Source organism: Kitasatospora sp. NPDC059408, from assembly GCF_042751525.1.
Taxonomy (GTDB): Bacteria; Actinomycetota; Actinomycetes; order Streptomycetales; family Streptomycetaceae; genus Kitasatospora.
In genome coordinates, this window is the sequence record NZ_JBHYWI010000015.1 from 104,689 (window position 1) to 123,292 (window position 18,604).

Below are 18,604 nucleotides of genomic sequence, written 5' to 3' on the forward strand. Positions count from 1 at the left end.
GGTCCTCCCCACCTGTGAGGTGACTACCGTACGGCCTGCGCCACCGCACCCGCGTCGGGGGTCCCGGCCGGGTCGAGCTCGGCGTCGCGGGTGTCGGGCATGAAGAGGTACGTGACGAGCGACACCAGCGCGCAGGCCGAGACGTACCAGAAGAAGCCGGACTCGTGGCCGGCGTTCTTGAACCAGAGCGCCACGTACTCGGCGGTGCCGCCGAAGAGCGCGTTGGCGAGCGCGTACGGGAGGGCCACGCCGAGGGCGCGGATGCGGGTCGGGAACAGCTCCGCCTTCACGGCCGCGTTGATCGACGTGTAGCCGGTGACGATCAGCAGGGCCACCACGGACAGACCGAGCGCGGACCAGTACGAGGAGGCCGAACCCAGCGCGGACATGAGCGGGTAGGTGCCGACGGTGCAGCCGATCGCGAAGGTGATCAGCAGCGGGCGGCGCCCGATCCGGTCGGAGAGCAGCCCGGCGAGCGGCTGCACGGCGGCGAAGACCGCGAGCGCGGTGAAGCTGACCAGCGTCGCGGTGTTCTTGGGCAGGCCGGCGCTGCCGATCAGGTACTTGGTGAGGTACGTGGTGTACGTGTAGTAGGCGACGGTGCCGCCGAGCGTGAGCGCCATGACCAGGACGGCCTGGCGGCGGTGCTCCCACAGCCCGCGCAGCGTGCCCCGGGCGCCCTCGGCCCGGCCGGCGGTCTCCTTGGTGAACGCGTCCGTCTCCGGCAGCCGGCGGCGCAGCCAGAACACCACGAGTGCGAAGACGGCACCGAGGAGGAACGGCACGCGCCAGCCCCAGGCGTGCAACTCCTTGGTGGTGAGGGTGTGTTGCATCACGATGAGGATGCCGAGGCCGAGCAGTTGGCCGACCGTCATCGACACGTACTGGAACGACGAGCCGAGCCCCCGGCGGTTCGGCGCCGACGCCTCCGTCAGGTAGGTCGCACTCGCCGCGTACTCGCCGCCGATGCTCAGGCCCTGCAGCAGCCGCGCCACCAGCAGGACGGCCGCCCCGAGGTACCCGGCCTGCCCGTACGTCGGCGCGACCGCGATCAGCACGGCCGCCGCCGACATCATCGTGACCGTCAGGGTCAGCGCGCTCTTGCGCCCGTGCCGGTCGGCCGCCCGCCCGAGCACCCAGCCGCCGACCGGCCGCATCAGGAACCCGACGGCGAAGATCCCGGCGGTGTTCATCAGCTTGGCCGTGGAGTCCGACCCGGGGAAGAAGTCGTCGGCGAAGTACACCGCGAAGCTGGCGTAGACGAACCAGTCGTACCACTCCACGAGGTTCCCCAGCGACCCCCCGACGAGCGCGAGCCGCCGCCGGGCCCGCTCCTCGCGTGACGGCTTCGGAGGGGCGGCGGACGACGACGAGGGCAGTGACGACGACGACATGGAGGCTCCCACGGGTGTTCCAGGGCGGGTGAGGTGCCCCAGAGCGTGCAGCCGGGCCGCGACCGGCGGCAAGGAGTGCGGCCCAGATCTAACGTCCCGCTAAGGTCGGCCAGGACGGCGCGCGCCGGGCTGCGGAGGCCGCCCCCGATCAGGCCGCCGGCGGCAGACCGGCCGCCGCGGTGGCCGCGATGGCCTGCCGCAGGGCGTGCCGGGCCTGGTCCAACTCATCGGCGCGGCGGTCGAGTTCGGTGAGCTGGGTGCGCAGCTTGCGCAGCACCCCCGGACACGCGCGCAGCGGGCCGTCCGGCTCGCCGCAGGGCAGGAGCTGCTGGATCGTCCGCGTCGGCAGCCCGGCCGCGAGCAGGGCGCGGATCTGGCGCACGGTCCGCTCGGCGGACGGTTCGAAGTCCCGGTAACCGTTGGGGAGACGCGTCGATGTGAGCAGGCCGACCCGCTCGTAGTAGCGGATCAGGCGCTCGCTCGTGCAGCTGCGCCCCGCCAGTTCGCCGATCCTCATCGTGCCCCGCTCCCCCGTCCGGCTTGACCTTGTCACGGTGTCAGGGTTGAACACTAGTGCCCGTCCCCGCACGGCGGCACCGACCAGGAGATTCCGTTGATCATCGACGCGCACAGCCATGTCCACGACCCGGTGGACGGCCACCTCGCCCTGCTCGACGAGGCGGGCGTCGACCGCGCCGTGCTCTTCGGCACCCGGCCGCACCCGGAGCGGGCCGGCGACCTGGCCGGCTTCAAGCGGGAGATGAGCGTCCTGCACGACACGATCAGCGGCCGCTCGGCCGGCGCGGATGCCCACGCGGCGGCGGTCGACGAGCTCGCCGCCGTCTGCGCGGCGCACCCGGACCGGTTCATCGGCTTCGGGAAGGTGCGGCTGGACGTACCGGCCGAGCGGATCGCCGAGGAGGTGCAGCGGGACGTCGTCGCACGCGGCTTCCGGGGCATCGGCGAGCTGACGCCGCCGCCGGACGGCGCGGGCCTGGTCGAGCCGGTGCTGCGCGCCGCCGCCGACCACGGCGGGCTGCCGGTCGTCGTCCACGGCTTCGCACCGACCACCGCCGGCGACATCGCGACGCTGGCCGAACTCGCCCGCCGCCACCCGCGCGTGCCGCTCGTGCTCAGCCAGCTCGGCGGACTCCACTGGCTGCAGGCGATCGAGCTGGCGCGGGAGACCCCGAACCTGTACCTCGAACTGTCCACGGCGAGCGTCGTGTTCGCCGTGCGACTGGCGATCCGCGAGGTGCCCGACCGGACGCTCTTCGGCTCGGACGCGCCCTACGGCGACCCGGTCGTCACCCGCGCGATGGTCGAGCGCGCCACGCCGCCCGGCGAACTGCGGGACCGCGTGCTGGGCGGGACCTTCGCCGAACTCCTGGGCCTCTGAGGCCGTTTGAGGCTTCCGCCCGCCCCCGACGGGGGTGGGGGCGGGCGGAACGGGTGCCGCACGGGCCGGCCGGACGCAGGCCCGGCGGGCAGGGCGTGACGCGCCCGGGCAGGGAAGCGACGACCCGCGGAGCGACGGCCCCACGTCCCGGCCGGAGCGCGGACGAACCGGCCGGAACGCAGGCCCGGCGGGCGGGGCGTGATCCACCCTGGCCTCGCGGACTTCGGGGTGAACCGAAAGGCACGCCCCACCCCCACGGGCCGCCGCGGGTCGCGCCACCGTCGGGGCACGAGCGCAACCCGGGTCTCACGCCTCGGCGGCCGCCGCCAGCGGGCCCAGGGCGGCCGCCCGGCGGGCCGGGACGGCGGCCGCGAGGGCGCCGATCACGAGCGAGACCGCGCACACCAGGAGCAGCGTGCCCCACGGCAGCGCCGGCGTGTAGTGCTCCACCGCGCCGGTGGCCAGCGGGCCGACCGCCCACGCGCTGGCCAGGCCGGCCGCCAGGCCGAGGAGGGTGCCGTACGCGGCGACGGTCACCGCCTCCAGGCGGATCATCCGCCGGACGCCCGCGCGGTCCAGGCCGACGGCGCGCAGGACGCCGATCTCGCGGGTGCGTTCGGCGACGGACACGGCCAGGGTGTTGACGATGCCGAGCGCGCCGATCAGCGCGCCGACGGCGAGCATGCCGTACATGACGGCCAGCAGGTCGCCCATGACCCCGGCCGCCTCGCGGACGAGCTGCGCGCGGTCCTGCACCTTCACCAGCGGGCTGTTGCCGACGGCGGTGCGCAGCCGCTGTTCGAGGGCCGGGGAGGTGGCGCCGTCGGCGGTGCGGACGAGGATGCGCTGGACGGAGCCGGGCAGGTGGCTGTTCTGCGCCACCTCCGCGCGCGCGGCGAGCACGTCCCGGGCCGTCGGGTCGTCCCGGTAGACCGCCACGACGGTGTACGGGCGGGCGTCCTGGGTGCGGCCCATGCGGGCGTCGAGGTGGTCGCCCGGGGCGAGGTGGTGTTCGCGGGCGACGGTGGCGGAGACGGCGACCCGGCCCGGACCGAGGTCCTGGAGCGAGCCGCCGGTCAGGTCGAGCCGCAGGACGCCGCCCGCCGTGTCGGGGTCGACGCCCGCGACCTCCAGGACCGTACCGCCGGCCACCAGGGTGGAGTCCGTGACGGCGCTCGCCGTCCGCACGCCCGGGGTGGCGGCGATCCGTGCGACGGCGGCCGGGTCGACGCCGTCCATGGTGGAACGGGAGCCGATCACGTAGTCGGCGGCGAGCCCGGCGGCGGCCCGGTGGTCGAGGGCCTGCGCGGCGGAGTGCCCGATGGTGGCGAGGCCGGTGACGAGCGCGGTGCTGATCATGAGGGTGGCGGCGGTCGCGGCGGTGCGCCGGGGGTCGCGCAGCGCGTTCTCCCGGGCGAGGCGCCCGGCGACGCCGAGGCGGCCGGTGAGCCTGCCGAACGTCCGGATCACCGGGGCGGCGAGCACCGGCGCGAGCGCGATCAGGCCGCAGACGAGCACGGCGCAGCCGAGCATCGCGCTCTGCAGGTTCGCCTCCGAGGCGTCCTTCGCGCCGCGCAGCGACACCAGCAGGGCCGCGGCGAGCGCGACCAGGACGAGGCCTGCCACGGCGCGGAGGTGCAACCGGTGGGCGGGCGGCGGCTGTTCGGCCGTCCGCAGCGCCTCGATCGGCGCGACCCTCGCCGCCCGGCGGGACGGCAGCCACGCGGCGAGCACGGTGACGCCCACGCCCACGGCGAGCGCCGCCGCGACGGGCGCGGGGCCGATCACGAGGGGGCCGCGCGGCAGCCCGTCGCCGAGGAGTCCGGGCAGTGCGGCGGCGATGCCGAGGCCCAGCAGGAACCCGGCCGCCGATGCGGCGAGCCCGACCACGAGGGCCTCCAGCAGGACGGCCCGCGCCACCTGGCGGCGCTGCGCGCCGATCGCCCGCAGGAGCGCGATCTCGCGGGTGCGGCGGGCGACGAGCATGGTGAAGGTGTTGACGATGAGGAATGAGGCGGTGAAGAGCGAGACGCCGGCGAAGACCAGCGGCAGCTTCTCGTAGCCGCGGGTGAGGGTGTCGACGAGGATCGTCTGCTGGGCGGCTTGGGCGGCGCCGGTGGTGGCCTCGGCCCGGTCGGCGGGGAGCACGGCGGCGACCTTGCGGGCGAGGTCGACCTGGTCGGTGCCGGGCGCGGCGGCGAGGTCGATGCCGGTGTAATGGCCAGGGGTGGCGAACAGCTGCTGGGCCGTCGCCCGGTCGAACAGGACGAGGGTGCCGCCGGCCGTCACCCGGGTGTCGTCGGTGGTGACGAGGCCGACGAGGTGCTTGGTCATGGCCGGCCCGTCGGTGGCGAGGGTGACCGGGTCGCCGATCCTCAGCCGGCCGGCGGCGGCCGTGCCGCGGTCCACGGCGATCTCGTCGCCGCCGCGGGGCGCGCGGCCCTCCGTCAGCGGGTAGCGGCCGTCCGTCCCGTCCTTGCCGGGGACGTAGGCGGCGGCCTGGTTGGCCCAGCGCGCGCCGACCCGCAGCGGGGTGCCGTCCGCCGCGTTCAGGACGGCCGAGCCGTCGGCGGACGGCCGGACGGCGGCGACGCCGGGCACGTCGCCCAGCTTCCGCACGAGCGCGTCGTCGAGCACACTGGTCGGCTGGTCGGCGCCGGCGCCGGGCCGGGGCTCCTTGGCGGTCACGGTGAGGGCGACGCCGGCGAAGTTCTTCGAGGCGGCGGCGCGGTGGGCCGCCGTGGTGGAGTCCGCGAACACGAGGGTGCCGGACACGAACGCGACCCCGAGGCAGACCGCGAGCACGGTCATCGCCAGCCGGGCCTTGTGCGCCAGGACGTTGCGCAGAGTTGTTGTCAACATGGGTTTCTTCCTGGGCGGTTGGCGGCGTCAGCGGGCGGCGCGCGCGTCGAAGCTCTGCATGACGTCCAGCACGCGGTCGGGGGTGGGGCGCACCATCTCGTCGACCAGCCGGCCGTCGGCGAGGAAGACCGCGCGGTCGGCGAAGGCGGCGGCGACCGGGTCGTGGGTCACCATGACGACCGTCCGGCCCAGTTCGCGGACGGAGTCGCGCAGGAAGCCGAGGACCTCCGTCCCGGCGCGGGAGTCGAGGTTGCCGGTCGGCTCGTCCGCGAACACCACGGCGGGCTGCCCGGCCAGTGCGCGGGCGACCGCGACGCGCTGCTGCTGCCCGCCGGACAGCTGCGCGGGCCGGTGGCCGAGCCGCTCGGCGAGGCCGACCATGGCGACCACCCGGTCCAGCCAGCGCTGGTCGGGGCGGCGCCCGGCGATGGCCAGCGGCAGCGTGATGTTCTCCAGCGCACTGAGCGTGGGCAGGAGGTTGAACGCCTGGAAGACGAAGCCGATCCGGTCCCGGCGCAGCCGGGTGAGCTGCCGGTCGTCGAGCGTGCCGAGCTCGGTGGTGCCGATGCGCACCGAGCCGGAGGTGGGGGTGTCGAGCCCGGCGGCGCAGTGCATCAGGGTGGACTTGCCGCAGCCGGACGGGCCCATGATGGCGGTGAACTCGCCCTCCCGGAAGCCGATGCTGACGCCGTCGACGGCGGTGACCCGGGTGTCGCCGGAGCCGTAGACCTTCGTCAGGCCGCTGGTGGCGGCGGCGATGCCGGGCGCATGGTGCAGGGTGAGCGGATCGGGTGTCACGGGGGCTCCTCTTCGGTGCGGGGACGTGCACTTCAGAGGGTGTCGGGGGAACGTATCGGAGCCCTGGGCGGCCGTGTATCGATGGCCGGTCCCGTTCGTAGCAGTTCCGTAGCGCGTCGGACGGGCGTCAGTCCGGCGGCAGGCGCAGGGTCGCGAGGGCGCCGCCGTCCGGGGCGTTGTCCAGGCGCAGGTCGGCGCCGAGGAGCCGGGCCTGGCCGAGGGCGATGGTCAGGCCGAGGCCGTGGCCGGTGCCGCGTTCGCGGGCGCCGGTGTGGAAGCGGCGCGGGCCGTGGAGCAGCAGGTCCGGCGGGTAGCCGGGGCCGTGGTCGCGCACGGCGACCGTCCGGCCGTCGACGCGGACGTGCACGGGGGCGGCGCCGTGGCGGTGGGCGTTGACGACGAGGTTGCCGACGATGCGCTCCAGCCGGCGCGGGTCGGTCTCCACCCGGAACTCCCGGTCCGCCACGGTGACTTCGGCGTCCAGGCCGGTGCGCGTCACCGCCTCCGCGACGACGGCGCCGAGCGGCACCGAGGCGCGGACGGGGCGTTCGGCGCCCGCGTCGAGGCGGGAGATCTCCAGGAGGTCCTCGACCAGGCCGCGCAGGTCGCGCACCCGGGCGCGCAACAGGTCCTCGGTCTCGCCGGGCACCAGGAGGTCGACGGCGGCGAGCAGGCCGCCCACCGGGGTGCGCAGCTCGTGGGCCACGTCGGCGGTGAACTGCCGTTCGGCGCGCAGGCGCCGGCCGAGGCTGTCGGCCATGAGGTCGACCGCGGCGGCGATGTCGGCGACCTCGTCGCGGCCGCCGGCCGGCCCGGTGCGGGCGTCGAGGTCGCCGGCGGTGATGCGGCCCGCGGTCTCGGAGACGCGGCGCAGCCGGCGGCCGAGCAGCCCGGCGCCGTAGACGGCGACGGGCACGGCGGCGCCGAGGGCGATCAGCGAGGCGACCGTGACGGTCGCGTCGAGGCGGCTCAGGGTGTGGAGTTCGGGGCTCGTGTTGACCCGGACGGCGAGCACCGGGCTGCCCGGGCCCGCGGTGCGCTGGGCGCCCCAGACGCTCGGGCCGAGGTTGCCGTGGACGCTCCCGTCGTAGGCCGTGTGTCGCTGCCCGTCGACCGGGTCGCGCAGTGCGGCGGGCAGGCCGGCCGGGTCGAGCTCGGCGCCGTCCGCGAGCGCGCCGGTGCGGCGGTAGACGTCCATGGCGGAGTAGACGGTGTTGAAGGCCTGCGCGTCGGCGCGGTCGCGGATGTCCTGCGCCGTCCACACGTGCACCAGCACGCCGACGGCCGCCGCGACCAGGCAGGCGGTGAGGGCGGCCAGCGCGGCGATCTTCCAGCGCAGGGACGTGCGGCGCGGGCGCCCGGGCGTTCGCACCGGGCTCAGCGCCTGAGCTTGTAGCCGAAGCCCCGGACCGTCTCGATCCGGTCCCGCCCCAGCTTGCGGCGCAGCCGCTGCACGCACAGGTCGACGACCCGGCTGTCGCCGTCCCAGCCGTAGTCCCACACGTCGCGCAGCAGGGTGTGCCGCTCCAGCACGACGCCCGGCCTGGCGGCGAACTCCAGGAGCACCTTCAGCTCTGTCGGCGTCAGCGCCACGGGCGCCCCGGCGACGGACACGACCATCCCGGCGGTGTCGATGGCGAGGTCCCCGAAGGTGAGCACCTCGCCGTCGGAGGCGGCCGGCCCGGCCCGCTCCGGCCGCGGGCCCGGCGCCGGTGCGTACGTGGCCCGCCGCAGCAGCGAGCGGATGCGCGCGACCAGCACGAACGTGTCGACGGGCTTGACCACGTAGTCGTCCGCGCCGGCCTCCAGCCCCGCGACGACGTCGAGCCCGTCCCCACGGGCGGACATCATCAGCACGGGCACCAGGCTCGTCTCCCGCACCCTGCGGCACAGCCCGATCCCGTCCAGGCCGGGCAGCATGACGTCCAGGATCAGCAGGTCGAACTCCCGCTCACGGAACAGCTCCAGCCCGGTGAGCCCGTCCGCCGCGGCCGTCATCGCGTACCCGTACCGCTCCAGCGCGACGGTGAACGCCCGCCGCATCAACGCGTCGTCCTCGACCAGCAACACACGGACCGGAGGGACGTCGGACACGGGACGGACGCCTCCTCTACGGACGGTCGGCGGGGCGGGGGCAGGAACGTGAAAGGGACGATACCGCAGACATCGGACACCCCCGCCGCACCGGAGGACATCGACGCCGGATCAAGCGCCCGTCGATACACGACGGATACAAATCCCTCATCGCATTACCCATTAACGCATCAGTCTTTACTGATTCTTGGTCATCAACTAGGCTCTCGGGGTTCCAACCACCGACCCGCACCCAAAGGGCGCACCATCCCGTGAGAGTTCCCCGCCTCGACGGCGCCAGGCTCGCCGTCGTCACGGCCCGCGTCGCGCTGGTCGCCGAGGTCCTGCTGAGCCTCTGGATCGCGTACGCGGCGTGGAGCATGCGCAGCGTGGCCTACCTGGACGACGACGGGACCGATTTCTCCCGCTACGGTGTCGCGGTCTTCCCCGCGCTGGGCCTGGTGTGGGCGGCGCTCTGCGGGTGGGGCGTCGTCGCGTCCGTGCGGCGGTCGCGCTCCGGGGAGCGCGGTGTGGTCTTCGGCCTGACCGTCGTCGCGGTGGCGCACTTCCTGGGCGGGATCTGGAGTGCCGTCTGCGGGGGTTGGCACCTGGGCGGGGGACTGTTCCTCCTCTCCGTCCTCTACGCGACCGCCGCCAACCCGGCCCGGCCGCACCGGGAGCCCGGCCTGACGGGCGGCTGACGGGCGGCTGACGCGCCGGGGCACGGCGAACGGGCGGACACCACCTGCGGGGTGGTGTCCGCCCGTTCGCGGGTCAGGAGGTGGCCTGGACGCCCTGGAGGGCGGTGACCAGGCTGTCCACGTCCTGGACGGTGTTGTAGAAGGCCAGCGACGCGCGGACCGCGCTCTGGACGCCGTAGGTGGCGAGGGCGGGCTGGGCGCAGTGGTGGCCGGCGCGGACGGCGATGCCCTGCTGGTCGAGCCGGGCGGCGACGGCCATCGGGTCGACGCCGGCGAGCAGGAAGGTCAGCACGCCGATCTTCCCCCGCGCGTTGCCGATCAGCCGGAGCCCGGGCACGGTGGCCAGGGCCGCCATGGCGTACGCGGTGAGCTGTTCCTCGTGCGCGGTGGCCGCCTGGCGGTCGAGGCCGGACAGGTAGCGCAGCGCGGCCCCCAGGCCGGCGACGCCGGCGATGTGGCCGGTGCCGGCCTCCAGGCGGTGCGGGACGGGGGCGTAGGTCGTCCCGTCGAAGGAGACCGAGTCGATCATGTTGCCGCCGCCCTGCCACGGGGGCATGGCCTCCAGCACGTCGCGCTTGCCGTACAGGACGCCGATGCCGGTCGGGGCGAAGATCTTGTGCCCGGAGAAGGCGTAGAAGTCGGCGTCCAACGCCTTGACGTCGACCGGGAAGTGGCTGACCGCCTGGGCACCGTCGACCAGCACCCGGGCACCGTACCGGTGGGCGAGCGCCGTCATCTCGGCCACCGGCGGGACGGTGCCCAGCACGTTGGACGCGTGGGTGAGCGCGACCAGCTTGGTGCGGTAGCCGAGCAGGTCCCGGTAGGCGTCCTGGTCGAGCTGCCCGTCGGGGAGCAGCGGGATCGGCACGACCCGGGCCCGCCGCTCCTTGGCGATCAGCTGCCAGGGCACGAGGTTGGAGTGGTGTTCGGCGGCGGAGACGAGGATCTCGTCGCCGACGCCGAGGTTGGCCCGGCCCCAGCTCTGCGCCACGAGGTTGACGGCCTCGGTGGTGCCGCGGACGAAGACGATCTCGTCCGGGTCCGGGGTGCCGAGCAGCCGGGCGGCCTCGGCGCGGCCCTCCTCGTAGACCTGGGTGGCCTGTTTGGCGAGGGTGTGGGCGCCGCGGTGGACGTTGGAGGTGCTCGTCGCGTAGTGCTCGCCGACGGCCTCGACGACCTGGCGGGGCTTGAGGGTGGTGGCCCCGTTGTCCAGCCAGACGAGCGGGTGGCCGTTCACCTCCCGGTGCAGCTGCGGGAAGTCGCGGCGGACGGCCTCGACGTCGAACCCGCCGGCGGGCGCGGCGGGCGCCGACGTGGCCTGCGGGGCCCGCGGCGCCGAAGGGGCCTGCGGGGCCGAAGGGACCTGCGGGGCCGAAGGGGCCGCCTGGGGCGGCAGCCAGTAGAACGGGATCGCGGTCATGTCGGTCCCGTACGGCGGCCGTTGGGCCACTCCGTGGATCCCGGAGCCGCGCCCGAACCCGTCAGGAGTAGTCATGGTAGTTGGACACCTCGACGTTCTGGAGCACGGCGACCGCGTCGTCCACCAGGGCGGCGGTGGAGAAGTAACTGGTCACCAGGTACGAGGTGATGGCCTGCCGGTCGACGCCCATCGCCCGCACCGCGAGGCCCGGCTCGACCTCGTCCGGCACCTTCGCCGGGCGCAGGCCGACGACGCCCTGGCGGTCCTCGCCGACGCGCATCAGCAGGATGTTGGTGGTGCCGGGCGCCGAGTTCGCCGAGCCCTTGAGGTCGAGCTTGTCGGAGGGCAGCAGCGGCACGCCGCGCCAGGTGAGGAACGGGCTGCCGAACAGCTCGACGATCTGCGGCGGCACCCCGCGCCGGGTGCACTCGCGGCCGAACGCGGCGATGGCGCGCGGGTGGGCGAGGAAGAACGCCGGCTGCTTCCAGACCCGGGTGAGCAGCTCGTCCATGTCGTCCGGGGTCGGCGCGCCCTTGCGGGTGCGCACGCGCTGGCTCGCGGCGACGTTGTTGAGCAGGCCGTACTCGGCGTTGTTGAGCATCTCCCACTCCTGGCGCTCGCGCAGCGCCTCGACGGTCAGCCGCAACTGGGCCTGGACCTGGTCGATGCCGGAGTTGTAGACGTCCGCGACGCGGGTGTGCACCCGCAGGACGGTCTGCGCGATGCTGAGCTCGTACTCGCGCGGGCTGTCCTCGTAGTCCACGAAGGTCTCGGGCAGGTACGGCTCGCCGGCGTGGCCCGACTGGAGGTCGATCGGGTGCTCGCGGTCGGTCGACGGCCGCACGGAGGCGGCGGCGAACTCGTCGAGCTGCGCCCGCAACGAGGGCTCGCGGTCGGCGAGTTCGACGAGCGTGCGGCGTTCGACGGAGAGCACGGTGCACGCGCTCACGGCCTTGACCCGGTACGTCGTGTCCGTGCCGTTCGCCCACTCGGCGCCGTCGAAGAAGTCGCCCTCGCCGAGGACGGCCAACAGGGCGTCCGCGCCGTACTCGTTGGTGGCGCGCTTCTCGGCGCGGCCGAACGCGATGATGTGCAGCTGGTCGGCGGGGGCGCCGGCCTCGACGATGAGCTCGCCGGGCGCCACCTCGCGCTCGACGAAGGCGCTGGCGAGCGCGGCGAGCAGCGGGCTGTCCACCTGGCTGAGGAAGGCCAGTTCGCGCAGGTCCTCGGCGACGACCTGGTTGGCGCCGGCGCCGTCGACGTAGGTGCTGATCAGCCCGTCGCCGAGGATGAAGCCGCGGCGGCGGTTGACGCGGAAGACCCCGGCCTCCAGGTCCACCCAGGGCAGCGCGCGCAGCAGGTAGCGCGGGGTGATCCCGAGCATCTGCGGCACGGTCTTGGTGGTGGTGGCGAGGTTCCGGGCGGCGGAGGTACTGAGGCTCTGCTGACTCTGCTGGCTCTGCTGGACGGCCTCGGTGGTCACGTGTGGTCCCCTCCCGTAAATCGGCTGATCCGACGATGCGTCAGATTGTTGCGGCCGATCCGGGTTCGTGTGAGGACGTTTAGGTTCACCGATCTGTGGACGCACCAGTACGCAGGGCTACCGAGCCCCGCCAAACTCACTCGAACGAGTGAGTTTGGCCATAAGCGCCCCGGATGTGTTCCCAAGCAGGGCTTTGAACGGCGCGGTAAAACGGGGCCCGACGTCAGCCCACCCGGTGCGCCGCCTCGGTCAGCACGGCACCCAGCGGCAGGTCGATCCGGGCCGCGGCCAGGTCGTCGCCACGGGTCCGCCCCTGGTTGACGATCGCCACCGGGGTGCCCGCCCGGGCCGCGTGCCGCACGAAGCGCAGGCCCGACATCACGGTGAGGGACGACCCGAGCACGACCAGCGCCTGCCCGGCGTCGACCAGCCCGAAGCAGCGCTCCACCCGGGGCTTCGGCACGCTCTCGCCGAAGAACACGACGTCCGGTTTGAGGACCCCGCCGCACGCCCCGCAGGGGGCGACCCGGAACGCGTCGACCAGCTCCTGCGGCAGCTCGGCGTCGCCGTCCGGGCGGACCTCCGCCCCCGCCGCGCGGAAGCCCGGGTTCAGCTCCTCCAGCCGCCCGTCCAGCTCTTCGCGCGCACTGGTGCGCTCGCACTCCAGGCACACCACCCGGTGCAGTCCGCCGTGCAGTTCGACGGCCGCCCGGGTGCCGGCGGCACAGTGCAGGCCGTCGACGTTCTGCGTGATCACCGCCGCCACGTGGCCCGAGCGGCGCAGCCGCTCCACCGCCCGGTGCCCGGCGTTGGGCTCGGCCGCCGCGATCGTGCGCCAGCCGGTGTGGCTGCGCGCCCAGTACCGGCGGCGGGCCTCCTCGCCGGCGGTGAACTCCTGGTACGTCATCGGCGCGCGGCGGCGCCGGCTGCCGGTGGCGCCCCGGTAGTCGGGGATGCCGGACTCCGTCGACAGCCCCGCGCCGCTGAGCACCACGACGCCCCGCCCGGCCAGCAGCCGGACCAGCGTCTCCAGGCCTTCGAGGTCGGCCGCCGTGGCGTCGTCGAGCGTCGCGTGCGCACTCACGGGGCAAGAGTAGAACTCATGGACGAGTGACGGCGAGGACGGCCATGTCGTCGTCCCGCGGGCCGCCCGTCCAGGCCGCCACGTCGCGCCCCAGGGCGTCCAGCACCTCCCCCGGCCCGGCGAACGGACCCAGCGGGGCGAGGCCCCTCACCGGGTCGTAGAACCGCCCGGCGCCGTCCCGGGCCTCGGTGACACCGTCCGTGACCAGGAGCAGCGTGTGCCCGGCCGGGAACGGCCACCGGTCCGGCGCCGAGCGGTCCGGGCCCAGCGCGCCCATGCCGAGCGGCAGGCCGGGGTCGGCCGCGTCCAGGCGCCGCACGCCGCCCGGGCCGCCCAGCAGGTACGGCCCGGGGTGGCCGCAGCTCAGGACGTGCACGGCGTCCCGGCCGCCCGGGAACTCCGCGAGCAGCGCCGTGCTGAACCCCTCCGTCCGCACCTCCTCGTCGCGGTGCTCGCTCTCGCGTGCCAGCGACTGCTCCAGGGCGTCCGCGAGCGCGACCAGGTCCGAGGCGCGCGAGGCGTTCTCCCGGAACGCCCCGAGCAGCACCGACACCGTCGCCACCGCCGGCAGGCCCTTGCCCCGCACGTCCGCGATCATCAGCCGCACGCCGTACGGAGTCTCCTGGACGGCGTACGCGTCGCCGCCGATCAGCGCCTCCGTCTGGGCCGCCCGGTAGCAGGCGGCCACCGTCAGCTCCCCCGCCCGGTCCGGCGGCGCGGGCAGGACGGCCAGCTGGGCGGCCTCGGCGACGCTGCGCACCGTGGCCAGCCGCCGGCCGTGGCGGGCGACGACGCGGTTGATCCAGACGCCCAGCAGCGCGGCGAACACGGTGTTGGTGAGCTCCAGGTAGCCGCCCTCGGTGCCGATCGTGCCGTCGCGGAAGGACAACGCGACGATGCCCACCACGTTGGCGGCGCCGACGGCGAGCGTGTCCCGCAGCGGGAGCAGCGCGCCCGCCAGGACCGCCGCGGCGGCCACCATCGGGTCGCCCCAGTAGTTCGTCGTGTCGATGGCGTTCCACAGCAGGCCGCCGGCGACCAGCAGCCACGGCAGCACGCGCAGGTAGCGCGGCCACGGGCCGTCCCTCGGTGTCATCGGCGCCACCCGCCTTCCTGGCTCCGCTCGCGGGGGCGGTCTCGCTTCCGATCCTAGGGCGAAAGACACGCCCTAGAAGCTCCGGGACCGGCTGGGGCGCCCATGCCCGCGGACCCACTGCCAGGCGGTGCGCGCCGCCGCGACCGGGTCGAAGGCGGCGGGCCGCCCCCGGGTGAACGGGTAGCAGGCGAGGCCGATGAGGACGGCGGTGAAGTGGCCCGCGCTGGTGAAGTCGCGGTTCTGCAGCAGGCCGTAGCCGTAGAACACGACCACACCCGCCGCGTACACGTACCGCCACGGGCGGACGAGGGCGTACGTGAGCACGGCGACGACGCCCGCGAGGGCGTAGCTCACGCCGACGTCGAGCGTGTACACGGCCCGGTGCGGGGCGAGGCCCCGGCTGATCGCCCAGTACAGCGCGCCCTCGCTGATGTACGTCGCACCGATGTGGGCGATCAGGACGACGGCGAGCCAGCGCACGGTGCCGAGCCAGCGCTCGGCGGGCACGTGGAAGACGTTGTAGAGCACGAAGTAGAACCACCAGCCGCCGCCCTCGATCCACAGGGCGCTGCTGAACAGCACCTTCAGCGGCGCGACCTCCAGGTGGTGCAGGTTGGTCGAGCGCTTCTCCAGGATGTGGTGGGCCACCCTCGGGCTCACCCGGTCGATCACGAGGGTGGTGCCGAGCAGGATCGCCAGCCAGACGAACGTACCCGGCGCGCTCCGGACGTACGACCAGACGGCCCGGGCCAGCACGGAGGTGCGGCCCGGCACGCGGGCGTGGCTCATCGAGGATCCTCTCTCCGTTCGCCCAAGCCTCGCCCAAGCCCATCACACCCCGGCGACGGAACAGGGCCGTCCGGGTGAACCGGAAGCACTGCGGGGAGCGTCGTCCTCTCCGTAAGCCCCCCGTTCAGGAGATCGCACCCATGGCAGCCATCCGTCCGACCCCCGGCCGAATACGCACCGGCCTGCTCGCCCTCGCGGTGGCCGCCGCGCTCACCGGCGGGCTGCTCTGGTGGCAGCCGTGGCACCACGAGCCGAAGCAGCTCGCGTTCACCACGGCCACCGGCGGCACCGACCGCGCCGGCACCGGCGAGCACCTGTACCGGTACAAGGTGCGGGTGGAGAACGGGCTGCCGCAGCGCCCCGAGCAGTTCGCGGCCGACGTGGACGCCGTCCTCGGCAACGTCCGGCAGGGCTGGGCGGCCGGCGGCGCCGTGTCCTTCCAGCGGGTGGCCGCCGACCCGGTGGACTTCACGGTGTACCTGGCCACCCCGGAGTCCACCGACCGGATCTGCGGCCAGTACGGACTGGACACCGGCGGCACGGTGAACTGCGCGGCCGGCAAGCAGGTCGTCATCAACGCCAAGCGCTGGACCGACCTCACGCAGTTCTACACCGGGCGCCCCGAGCTCTACCACGCGCTCGCGGTCAACCACGAGGTCGGCCACATCCTCGGGAACGGGCACGTCGACTGCCCCGGCGCGGGCGCACCCGCGCCGGTGATGATGCAGCAGATCAAGGGCATCCACGGCTGCGTGCCGAACGGCTGGCCCTACTCCGAGGCCGGCACCCTGCTGACCGGCCCGCCCGTCCCTGCGTCCACGGCCTCGCCGGCGCCGTAAGCGGTTCACACGGGCCGGCGCCCCGCGCCCACCAGCTCCACCAGGTGCTCCGCCGCCACCGCGGCACCGTCCGCGCGGACCGTGCCCGCGACGGCGGCGGCCCGGGCGCGCAGCTCCGGGCCGAGGGCCGTCCCGAGCGCGGCGGACAGGGAAGCCGCGGTCGGCACCGGACCGTCGTGCGCCACGCCGATGCCCAGGGCGGCCACGCGGGCGGCCCAGTACGGCTGGTCGACCACCTGCGGCACCAGCACCTGCGGCGTCCCGGCGCGCGCGGCGGCCGTCGTGGTGCCCGCGCCCCCGTGGTGCACGACCGCGGCGACCCTCGGGAACAGCGCCTGCTGGTTCACCTCGCCGACGACGAAGCAGTCGTCGGCGCCGTCGATCGGGGCCAGGTCCGCCCAGCCGCGCGCGACGACGATCCGGCGGCCCTGTGCGCGGACCGCGTCGACGACGTCCTCGGCGATCGTCTCCTTCGACTGCCCCATCGGCATGCTGCCGAATCCCACGTACACCGGGGCCTCGCCGGCCTCCAGGAACGCCACCAGGTCCGCCGGGAGCGGGCGGTCGTCCGGCAGGATCCACGCGCCGCTCTGCACGGGGTCGACGCCGGCCGGCCGCTCCCAGGGCCCGAGCACCGGGTCCGTAGCCAGCCACGGACGGTCGGTGTTGACGTGAGTGCGCACGTCGTCCACCCGGGGCAGGCCCACCGTCGCCCGGTGCTCGTTGACCACCCCGCCGAACACCTCGTTCATGACACCGACGTGCAGCTCCCACAGGACCCGGTTGTCGGTGACGTCCTCGGGGAACGGATGCCCGGGATACGTGTACGGCCGGTGGTGCGGGGACGGCAGCATGGTCGGCTGCAGCGCCACGTAGGCGAAGTGGACGCCAAGCTTCTCGGCCGCCGACCGCGCCCCGGCCACGGTCGGGAACAGGCCCGTCGCCACCACCGCGTCGGCGCCGTCAGCCGCCGCGGACACCGCCTCGAAGTAGCCGGCGGTCAACCGCGCGGCGCGCTCCTGGATGCTCCCCGCCGGCGGCCGCACACCCGTCACCATGTCCCGCACCGACGGACCGGCCGGCACCAGCTCCACACCGACGCCGGCCAGCCGCTTGGCGAACTCCTCGTCCGGCGGCGCACACACCCGCACCTCCGCGCCGCGTTCGCGCAGCCGCACGGCCAGCGCCGCCATCGGCTCGACGTCTCCGCGCGACCCGTACGTCGACAGCACCACTCGCATCGTCGTGACTCCCCGTTTCCGCAGGTTGAGACCTCGTTGAGATCTTGAGGTGGTGATTCTGCAGGACGGCGGGGGCCTTGCCGCAAGACCCCCGGTGCGCTATAAGTTGAGAGTGGCAGGGAGTGGGCACACCTCCCTGACGCCGACTCAAGTCACCCGATTCTCCTCAAGGCTGACCGAAAAGCAGGTCCTCACGGCCGACCGGCACCCCCCTGATGTGACACCGGCAACAAGGGTGTTGTCATCAGCGGCAGGGCAAGGGGAGGATGGTTGCGGGGCGTAGCAATATCCCACGATCCGTGCCGAATTGGCACCGGCCGCTCGGCGTGATCGGGAACGCCCCCACGCAAGTGATGAGTGCACGAAACGGGGGAATCGTGGACTGGACACGTCGACAGGTGTCGCGCGCGGGGCCGCCACGGACCGGGCGTCCCTGCGCACACGCCTGCCCGCTCACGGGCTGAAACTCCCCGGGCTCTCCCCCACCTCGTTCCCGGCGAATTCGACGACCGCTCAGACGACCGCTCAGACGACCGCTTCGACGACCGTCCCGCCGGCCGTCCGGCCGGTCACGCCCGGGACCGGTCCCACCGGTCCCGCCCCCACCCACCGCGGAAGACCGACCCACCCGCGCCACCGAACCTGGAAGGCATCATGCAGGTGCTCATCGTGGAAGGCCAGGAAAGCGTCTCCCGAGCGCTCGCGGTCAGACTGGAGCAGCACGGCTACGAGGTCGCGACCGCCCCCAGCGGCGCAGCGGCACTGGAGTCCTGCGACGACACGGACATCATGCTGCTCAACATGGAGCTCCCCGATCTCGACGGCCTGGAGGTCTGCCGGCGCATCCGCACCATCAGCGACACCCCCATCGTCGCCTTCACCGACCGGACGGCCGACCTGGGCCGGATCCGCGGCCTCCGGGCCGGTGCGGACGACTGCCTCGACAAGCCGTACGAGTTCCACGAGCTGCTCGCCCGGATCGAGGCGATCATGCGCCGCGTCCGCCGGGTCCTCGGCGTGCCGTCCGTGCCGGTGCGGGTGCTGACGATCGGCGACGTCTCCATCGACGGCGCCACCCGCGAGGTGCGCCTGCGCGGGCGGGCGGTCCAGCTCACGCGCAAGGAGTTCGACCTGCTGCACTACCTGGCCCGGCACCCCGGCACGGTGGTCTCGCGCCGCCGCCTGATGAGCGAGATCTGGGACGACACCTCCGCCCACGCGCTCGGCCCGCGGGCCAGCCGCACGCTCGACACCCATGTCAGCTCGCTGCGCGGCAAGTTGGGCCACAGCGGCTGGATCGTCACGGTGCGCGGCGTCGGCTTCCGGATGGGCCACGTCTGTACGAGCCGCGCCCGGCCCGACGCCGAGGCGGGCTGATCCGGCGGCCCGCTCCGGCCCGGCCACCGGCCCGGGGCCGGTGGCCGG

16 protein-coding genes are annotated in these 18,604 nt (G+C 74.3%); 4 read left to right on the top strand and 12 right to left on the bottom strand.

Going from position 1 to position 18,604, the window contains the following annotated elements; all coding sequences use genetic code 11:
- Window positions 1-23: 23 nt before the first annotated feature.
- On the bottom strand, window positions 24-1,394 hold the full coding sequence (locus ACFXDE_RS13030) for an MFS transporter (RefSeq protein ID WP_380493667.1): 1,371 nt from the start codon (window positions 1,392-1,394) through the stop codon (window positions 24-26).
- 148 nt (window positions 1,395-1,542) lie between these two features.
- On the bottom strand, window positions 1,543-1,911 hold the full coding sequence (locus tag ACFXDE_RS13035) for a MerR family transcriptional regulator (RefSeq protein WP_380493669.1): 369 nt from the start codon (window positions 1,909-1,911) through the stop codon (window positions 1,543-1,545).
- A gap of 96 nt (window positions 1,912-2,007) precedes the next feature.
- Between ACFXDE_RS13035 and ACFXDE_RS13040 the strand changes: the two genes are divergently transcribed.
- On the top strand, window positions 2,008-2,793 hold the full coding sequence (locus tag ACFXDE_RS13040; protein WP_380445852.1) for an amidohydrolase family protein: 786 nt from the start codon (window positions 2,008-2,010) through the stop codon (window positions 2,791-2,793).
- Between the two features lie 306 nt (window positions 2,794-3,099).
- On the opposite strand, the gene ACFXDE_RS13045 is transcribed toward ACFXDE_RS13040, so the two are convergent.
- The 4 genes from ACFXDE_RS13045 to cseB all read right to left on the bottom strand — a co-directional run bounded on the left by ACFXDE_RS13045 (window position 3,100) and on the right by cseB (window position 8,547).
- Window positions 3,100-5,655, bottom strand: a complete 2,556-nt coding sequence (locus tag ACFXDE_RS13045) for an ABC transporter permease (protein WP_380493672.1) — start codon at window positions 5,653-5,655, stop codon at window positions 3,100-3,102.
- Between the two features lie 27 nt (window positions 5,656-5,682).
- Window positions 5,683-6,432, bottom strand: coding sequence for an ABC transporter ATP-binding protein (locus ACFXDE_RS13050; RefSeq protein WP_380493726.1), 750 nt, complete (start codon window positions 6,430-6,432; stop codon window positions 5,683-5,685).
- Between the two features lie 148 nt (window positions 6,433-6,580).
- Complete coding sequence (locus ACFXDE_RS13055; RefSeq protein ID WP_380493674.1) at window positions 6,581-7,825, bottom strand: sensor histidine kinase; 1,245 nt, start codon at window positions 7,823-7,825, stop codon at window positions 6,581-6,583.
- 5 nt (window positions 7,826-7,830) lie between these two features.
- A complete protein-coding gene (cseB, locus tag ACFXDE_RS13060; RefSeq protein WP_380445855.1) occupies window positions 7,831-8,547 on the bottom strand; it encodes a two-component system response regulator CseB in 717 nt (238 codons plus the stop codon).
- 251 nt (window positions 8,548-8,798) lie between these two features.
- On the opposite strand from cseB, the gene ACFXDE_RS13065 reads away from it, so the two are divergent.
- A complete protein-coding gene (locus tag ACFXDE_RS13065; RefSeq protein WP_380445856.1) occupies window positions 8,799-9,227 on the top strand; it encodes a hypothetical protein in 429 nt (142 codons plus the stop codon).
- Window positions 9,228-9,300: 73 nt separating this feature from the next.
- Here ACFXDE_RS13065 and ACFXDE_RS13070 read toward each other — a convergent pair whose 3' ends face one another.
- The 5 genes from ACFXDE_RS13070 to ACFXDE_RS13090 form a co-directional block, all read right to left on the bottom strand.
- Complete coding sequence (locus tag ACFXDE_RS13070; RefSeq protein ID WP_380493677.1) at window positions 9,301-10,722, bottom strand: SufS family cysteine desulfurase; 1,422 nt, start codon at window positions 10,720-10,722, stop codon at window positions 9,301-9,303.
- Complete coding sequence (locus ACFXDE_RS13075; RefSeq protein WP_380447643.1) at window positions 10,709-12,130, bottom strand: family 2B encapsulin nanocompartment shell protein; 1,422 nt, start codon at window positions 12,128-12,130, stop codon at window positions 10,709-10,711. The genes ACFXDE_RS13070 and ACFXDE_RS13075 overlap by 14 nt, the downstream gene beginning before the upstream one ends.
- 223 nt (window positions 12,131-12,353) lie before the next feature.
- Window positions 12,354-13,214, bottom strand: a complete 861-nt coding sequence (locus ACFXDE_RS13080; RefSeq protein WP_380493679.1) for an NAD-dependent protein deacetylase — start codon at window positions 13,212-13,214, stop codon at window positions 12,354-12,356.
- A gap of 16 nt (window positions 13,215-13,230) precedes the next feature.
- The gene (locus ACFXDE_RS13085) at window positions 13,231-14,310 is read right to left on the bottom strand and encodes a PP2C family protein-serine/threonine phosphatase (RefSeq protein ID WP_380493681.1); all 1,080 of its coding nucleotides are present in this window, start codon (window positions 14,308-14,310) and stop codon (window positions 13,231-13,233) included.
- 72 nt (window positions 14,311-14,382) lie between these two features.
- A complete protein-coding gene (locus ACFXDE_RS13090) occupies window positions 14,383-15,099 on the bottom strand; it encodes a rhomboid-like protein (protein WP_380493683.1) in 717 nt (238 codons plus the stop codon).
- A 140-nt stretch (window positions 15,100-15,239) separates the two neighbouring features.
- Here ACFXDE_RS13090 and ACFXDE_RS13095 point away from each other — a divergent pair, with 140 nt between their 5' ends.
- Complete coding sequence (locus ACFXDE_RS13095) at window positions 15,240-15,938, top strand: DUF3152 domain-containing protein (RefSeq protein WP_380493685.1); 699 nt, start codon at window positions 15,240-15,242, stop codon at window positions 15,936-15,938.
- Between the two features lie 5 nt (window positions 15,939-15,943).
- Here ACFXDE_RS13095 and ACFXDE_RS13100 read toward each other — a convergent pair whose 3' ends face one another.
- Window positions 15,944-17,179, bottom strand: coding sequence for a glycosyltransferase (locus ACFXDE_RS13100; protein ID WP_380493687.1), 1,236 nt, complete (start codon window positions 17,177-17,179; stop codon window positions 15,944-15,946).
- 654 nt (window positions 17,180-17,833) lie between these two features.
- Between ACFXDE_RS13100 and ACFXDE_RS13105 the strand changes: the two genes are divergently transcribed.
- The gene (locus tag ACFXDE_RS13105) at window positions 17,834-18,556 is read left to right on the top strand and encodes a response regulator transcription factor (RefSeq protein WP_380447631.1); all 723 of its coding nucleotides are present in this window, start codon (window positions 17,834-17,836) and stop codon (window positions 18,554-18,556) included.
- Window positions 18,557-18,604: the final 48 nt, after the last annotated feature.

Bases quoted from the DNA above. Each gene is read 5' to 3' on its own strand.
- ACFXDE_RS13045 (WP_380493672.1), bottom strand. From the start codon at position 5,655: ATGTTGACAACAACTCTGCGCAACGTCCTGGCGCACAAGGCCCGGCTG.
- ACFXDE_RS13070 (WP_380493677.1), bottom strand. From the start codon at position 10,722: ATGACTACTCCTGACGGGTTCGGGCGCGGCTCCGGGATCCACGGAGTG.
- ACFXDE_RS13090 (WP_380493683.1), bottom strand. From the start codon at position 15,099: ATGAGCCACGCCCGCGTGCCGGGCCGCACCTCCGTGCTGGCCCGGGCC.
- ACFXDE_RS13100 (WP_380493687.1), bottom strand. From the start codon at position 17,179: ATGCGAGTGGTGCTGTCGACGTACGGGTCGCGCGGAGACGTCGAGCCG.
- ACFXDE_RS13085 (WP_380493681.1), bottom strand. From the start codon at position 14,310: ATGACACCGAGGGACGGCCCGTGGCCGCGCTACCTGCGCGTGCTGCCG.
- ACFXDE_RS13030 (WP_380493667.1), bottom strand. From the start codon at position 1,394: ATGTCGTCGTCGTCACTGCCCTCGTCGTCGTCCGCCGCCCCTCCGAAG.
- ACFXDE_RS13105 (WP_380447631.1), top strand. From the start codon at position 17,834: ATGCAGGTGCTCATCGTGGAAGGCCAGGAAAGCGTCTCCCGAGCGCTC.
- ACFXDE_RS13095 (WP_380493685.1), top strand. From the start codon at position 15,240: ATGGCAGCCATCCGTCCGACCCCCGGCCGAATACGCACCGGCCTGCTC.
- ACFXDE_RS13035 (WP_380493669.1), bottom strand. From the start codon at position 1,911: ATGAGGATCGGCGAACTGGCGGGGCGCAGCTGCACGAGCGAGCGCCTG.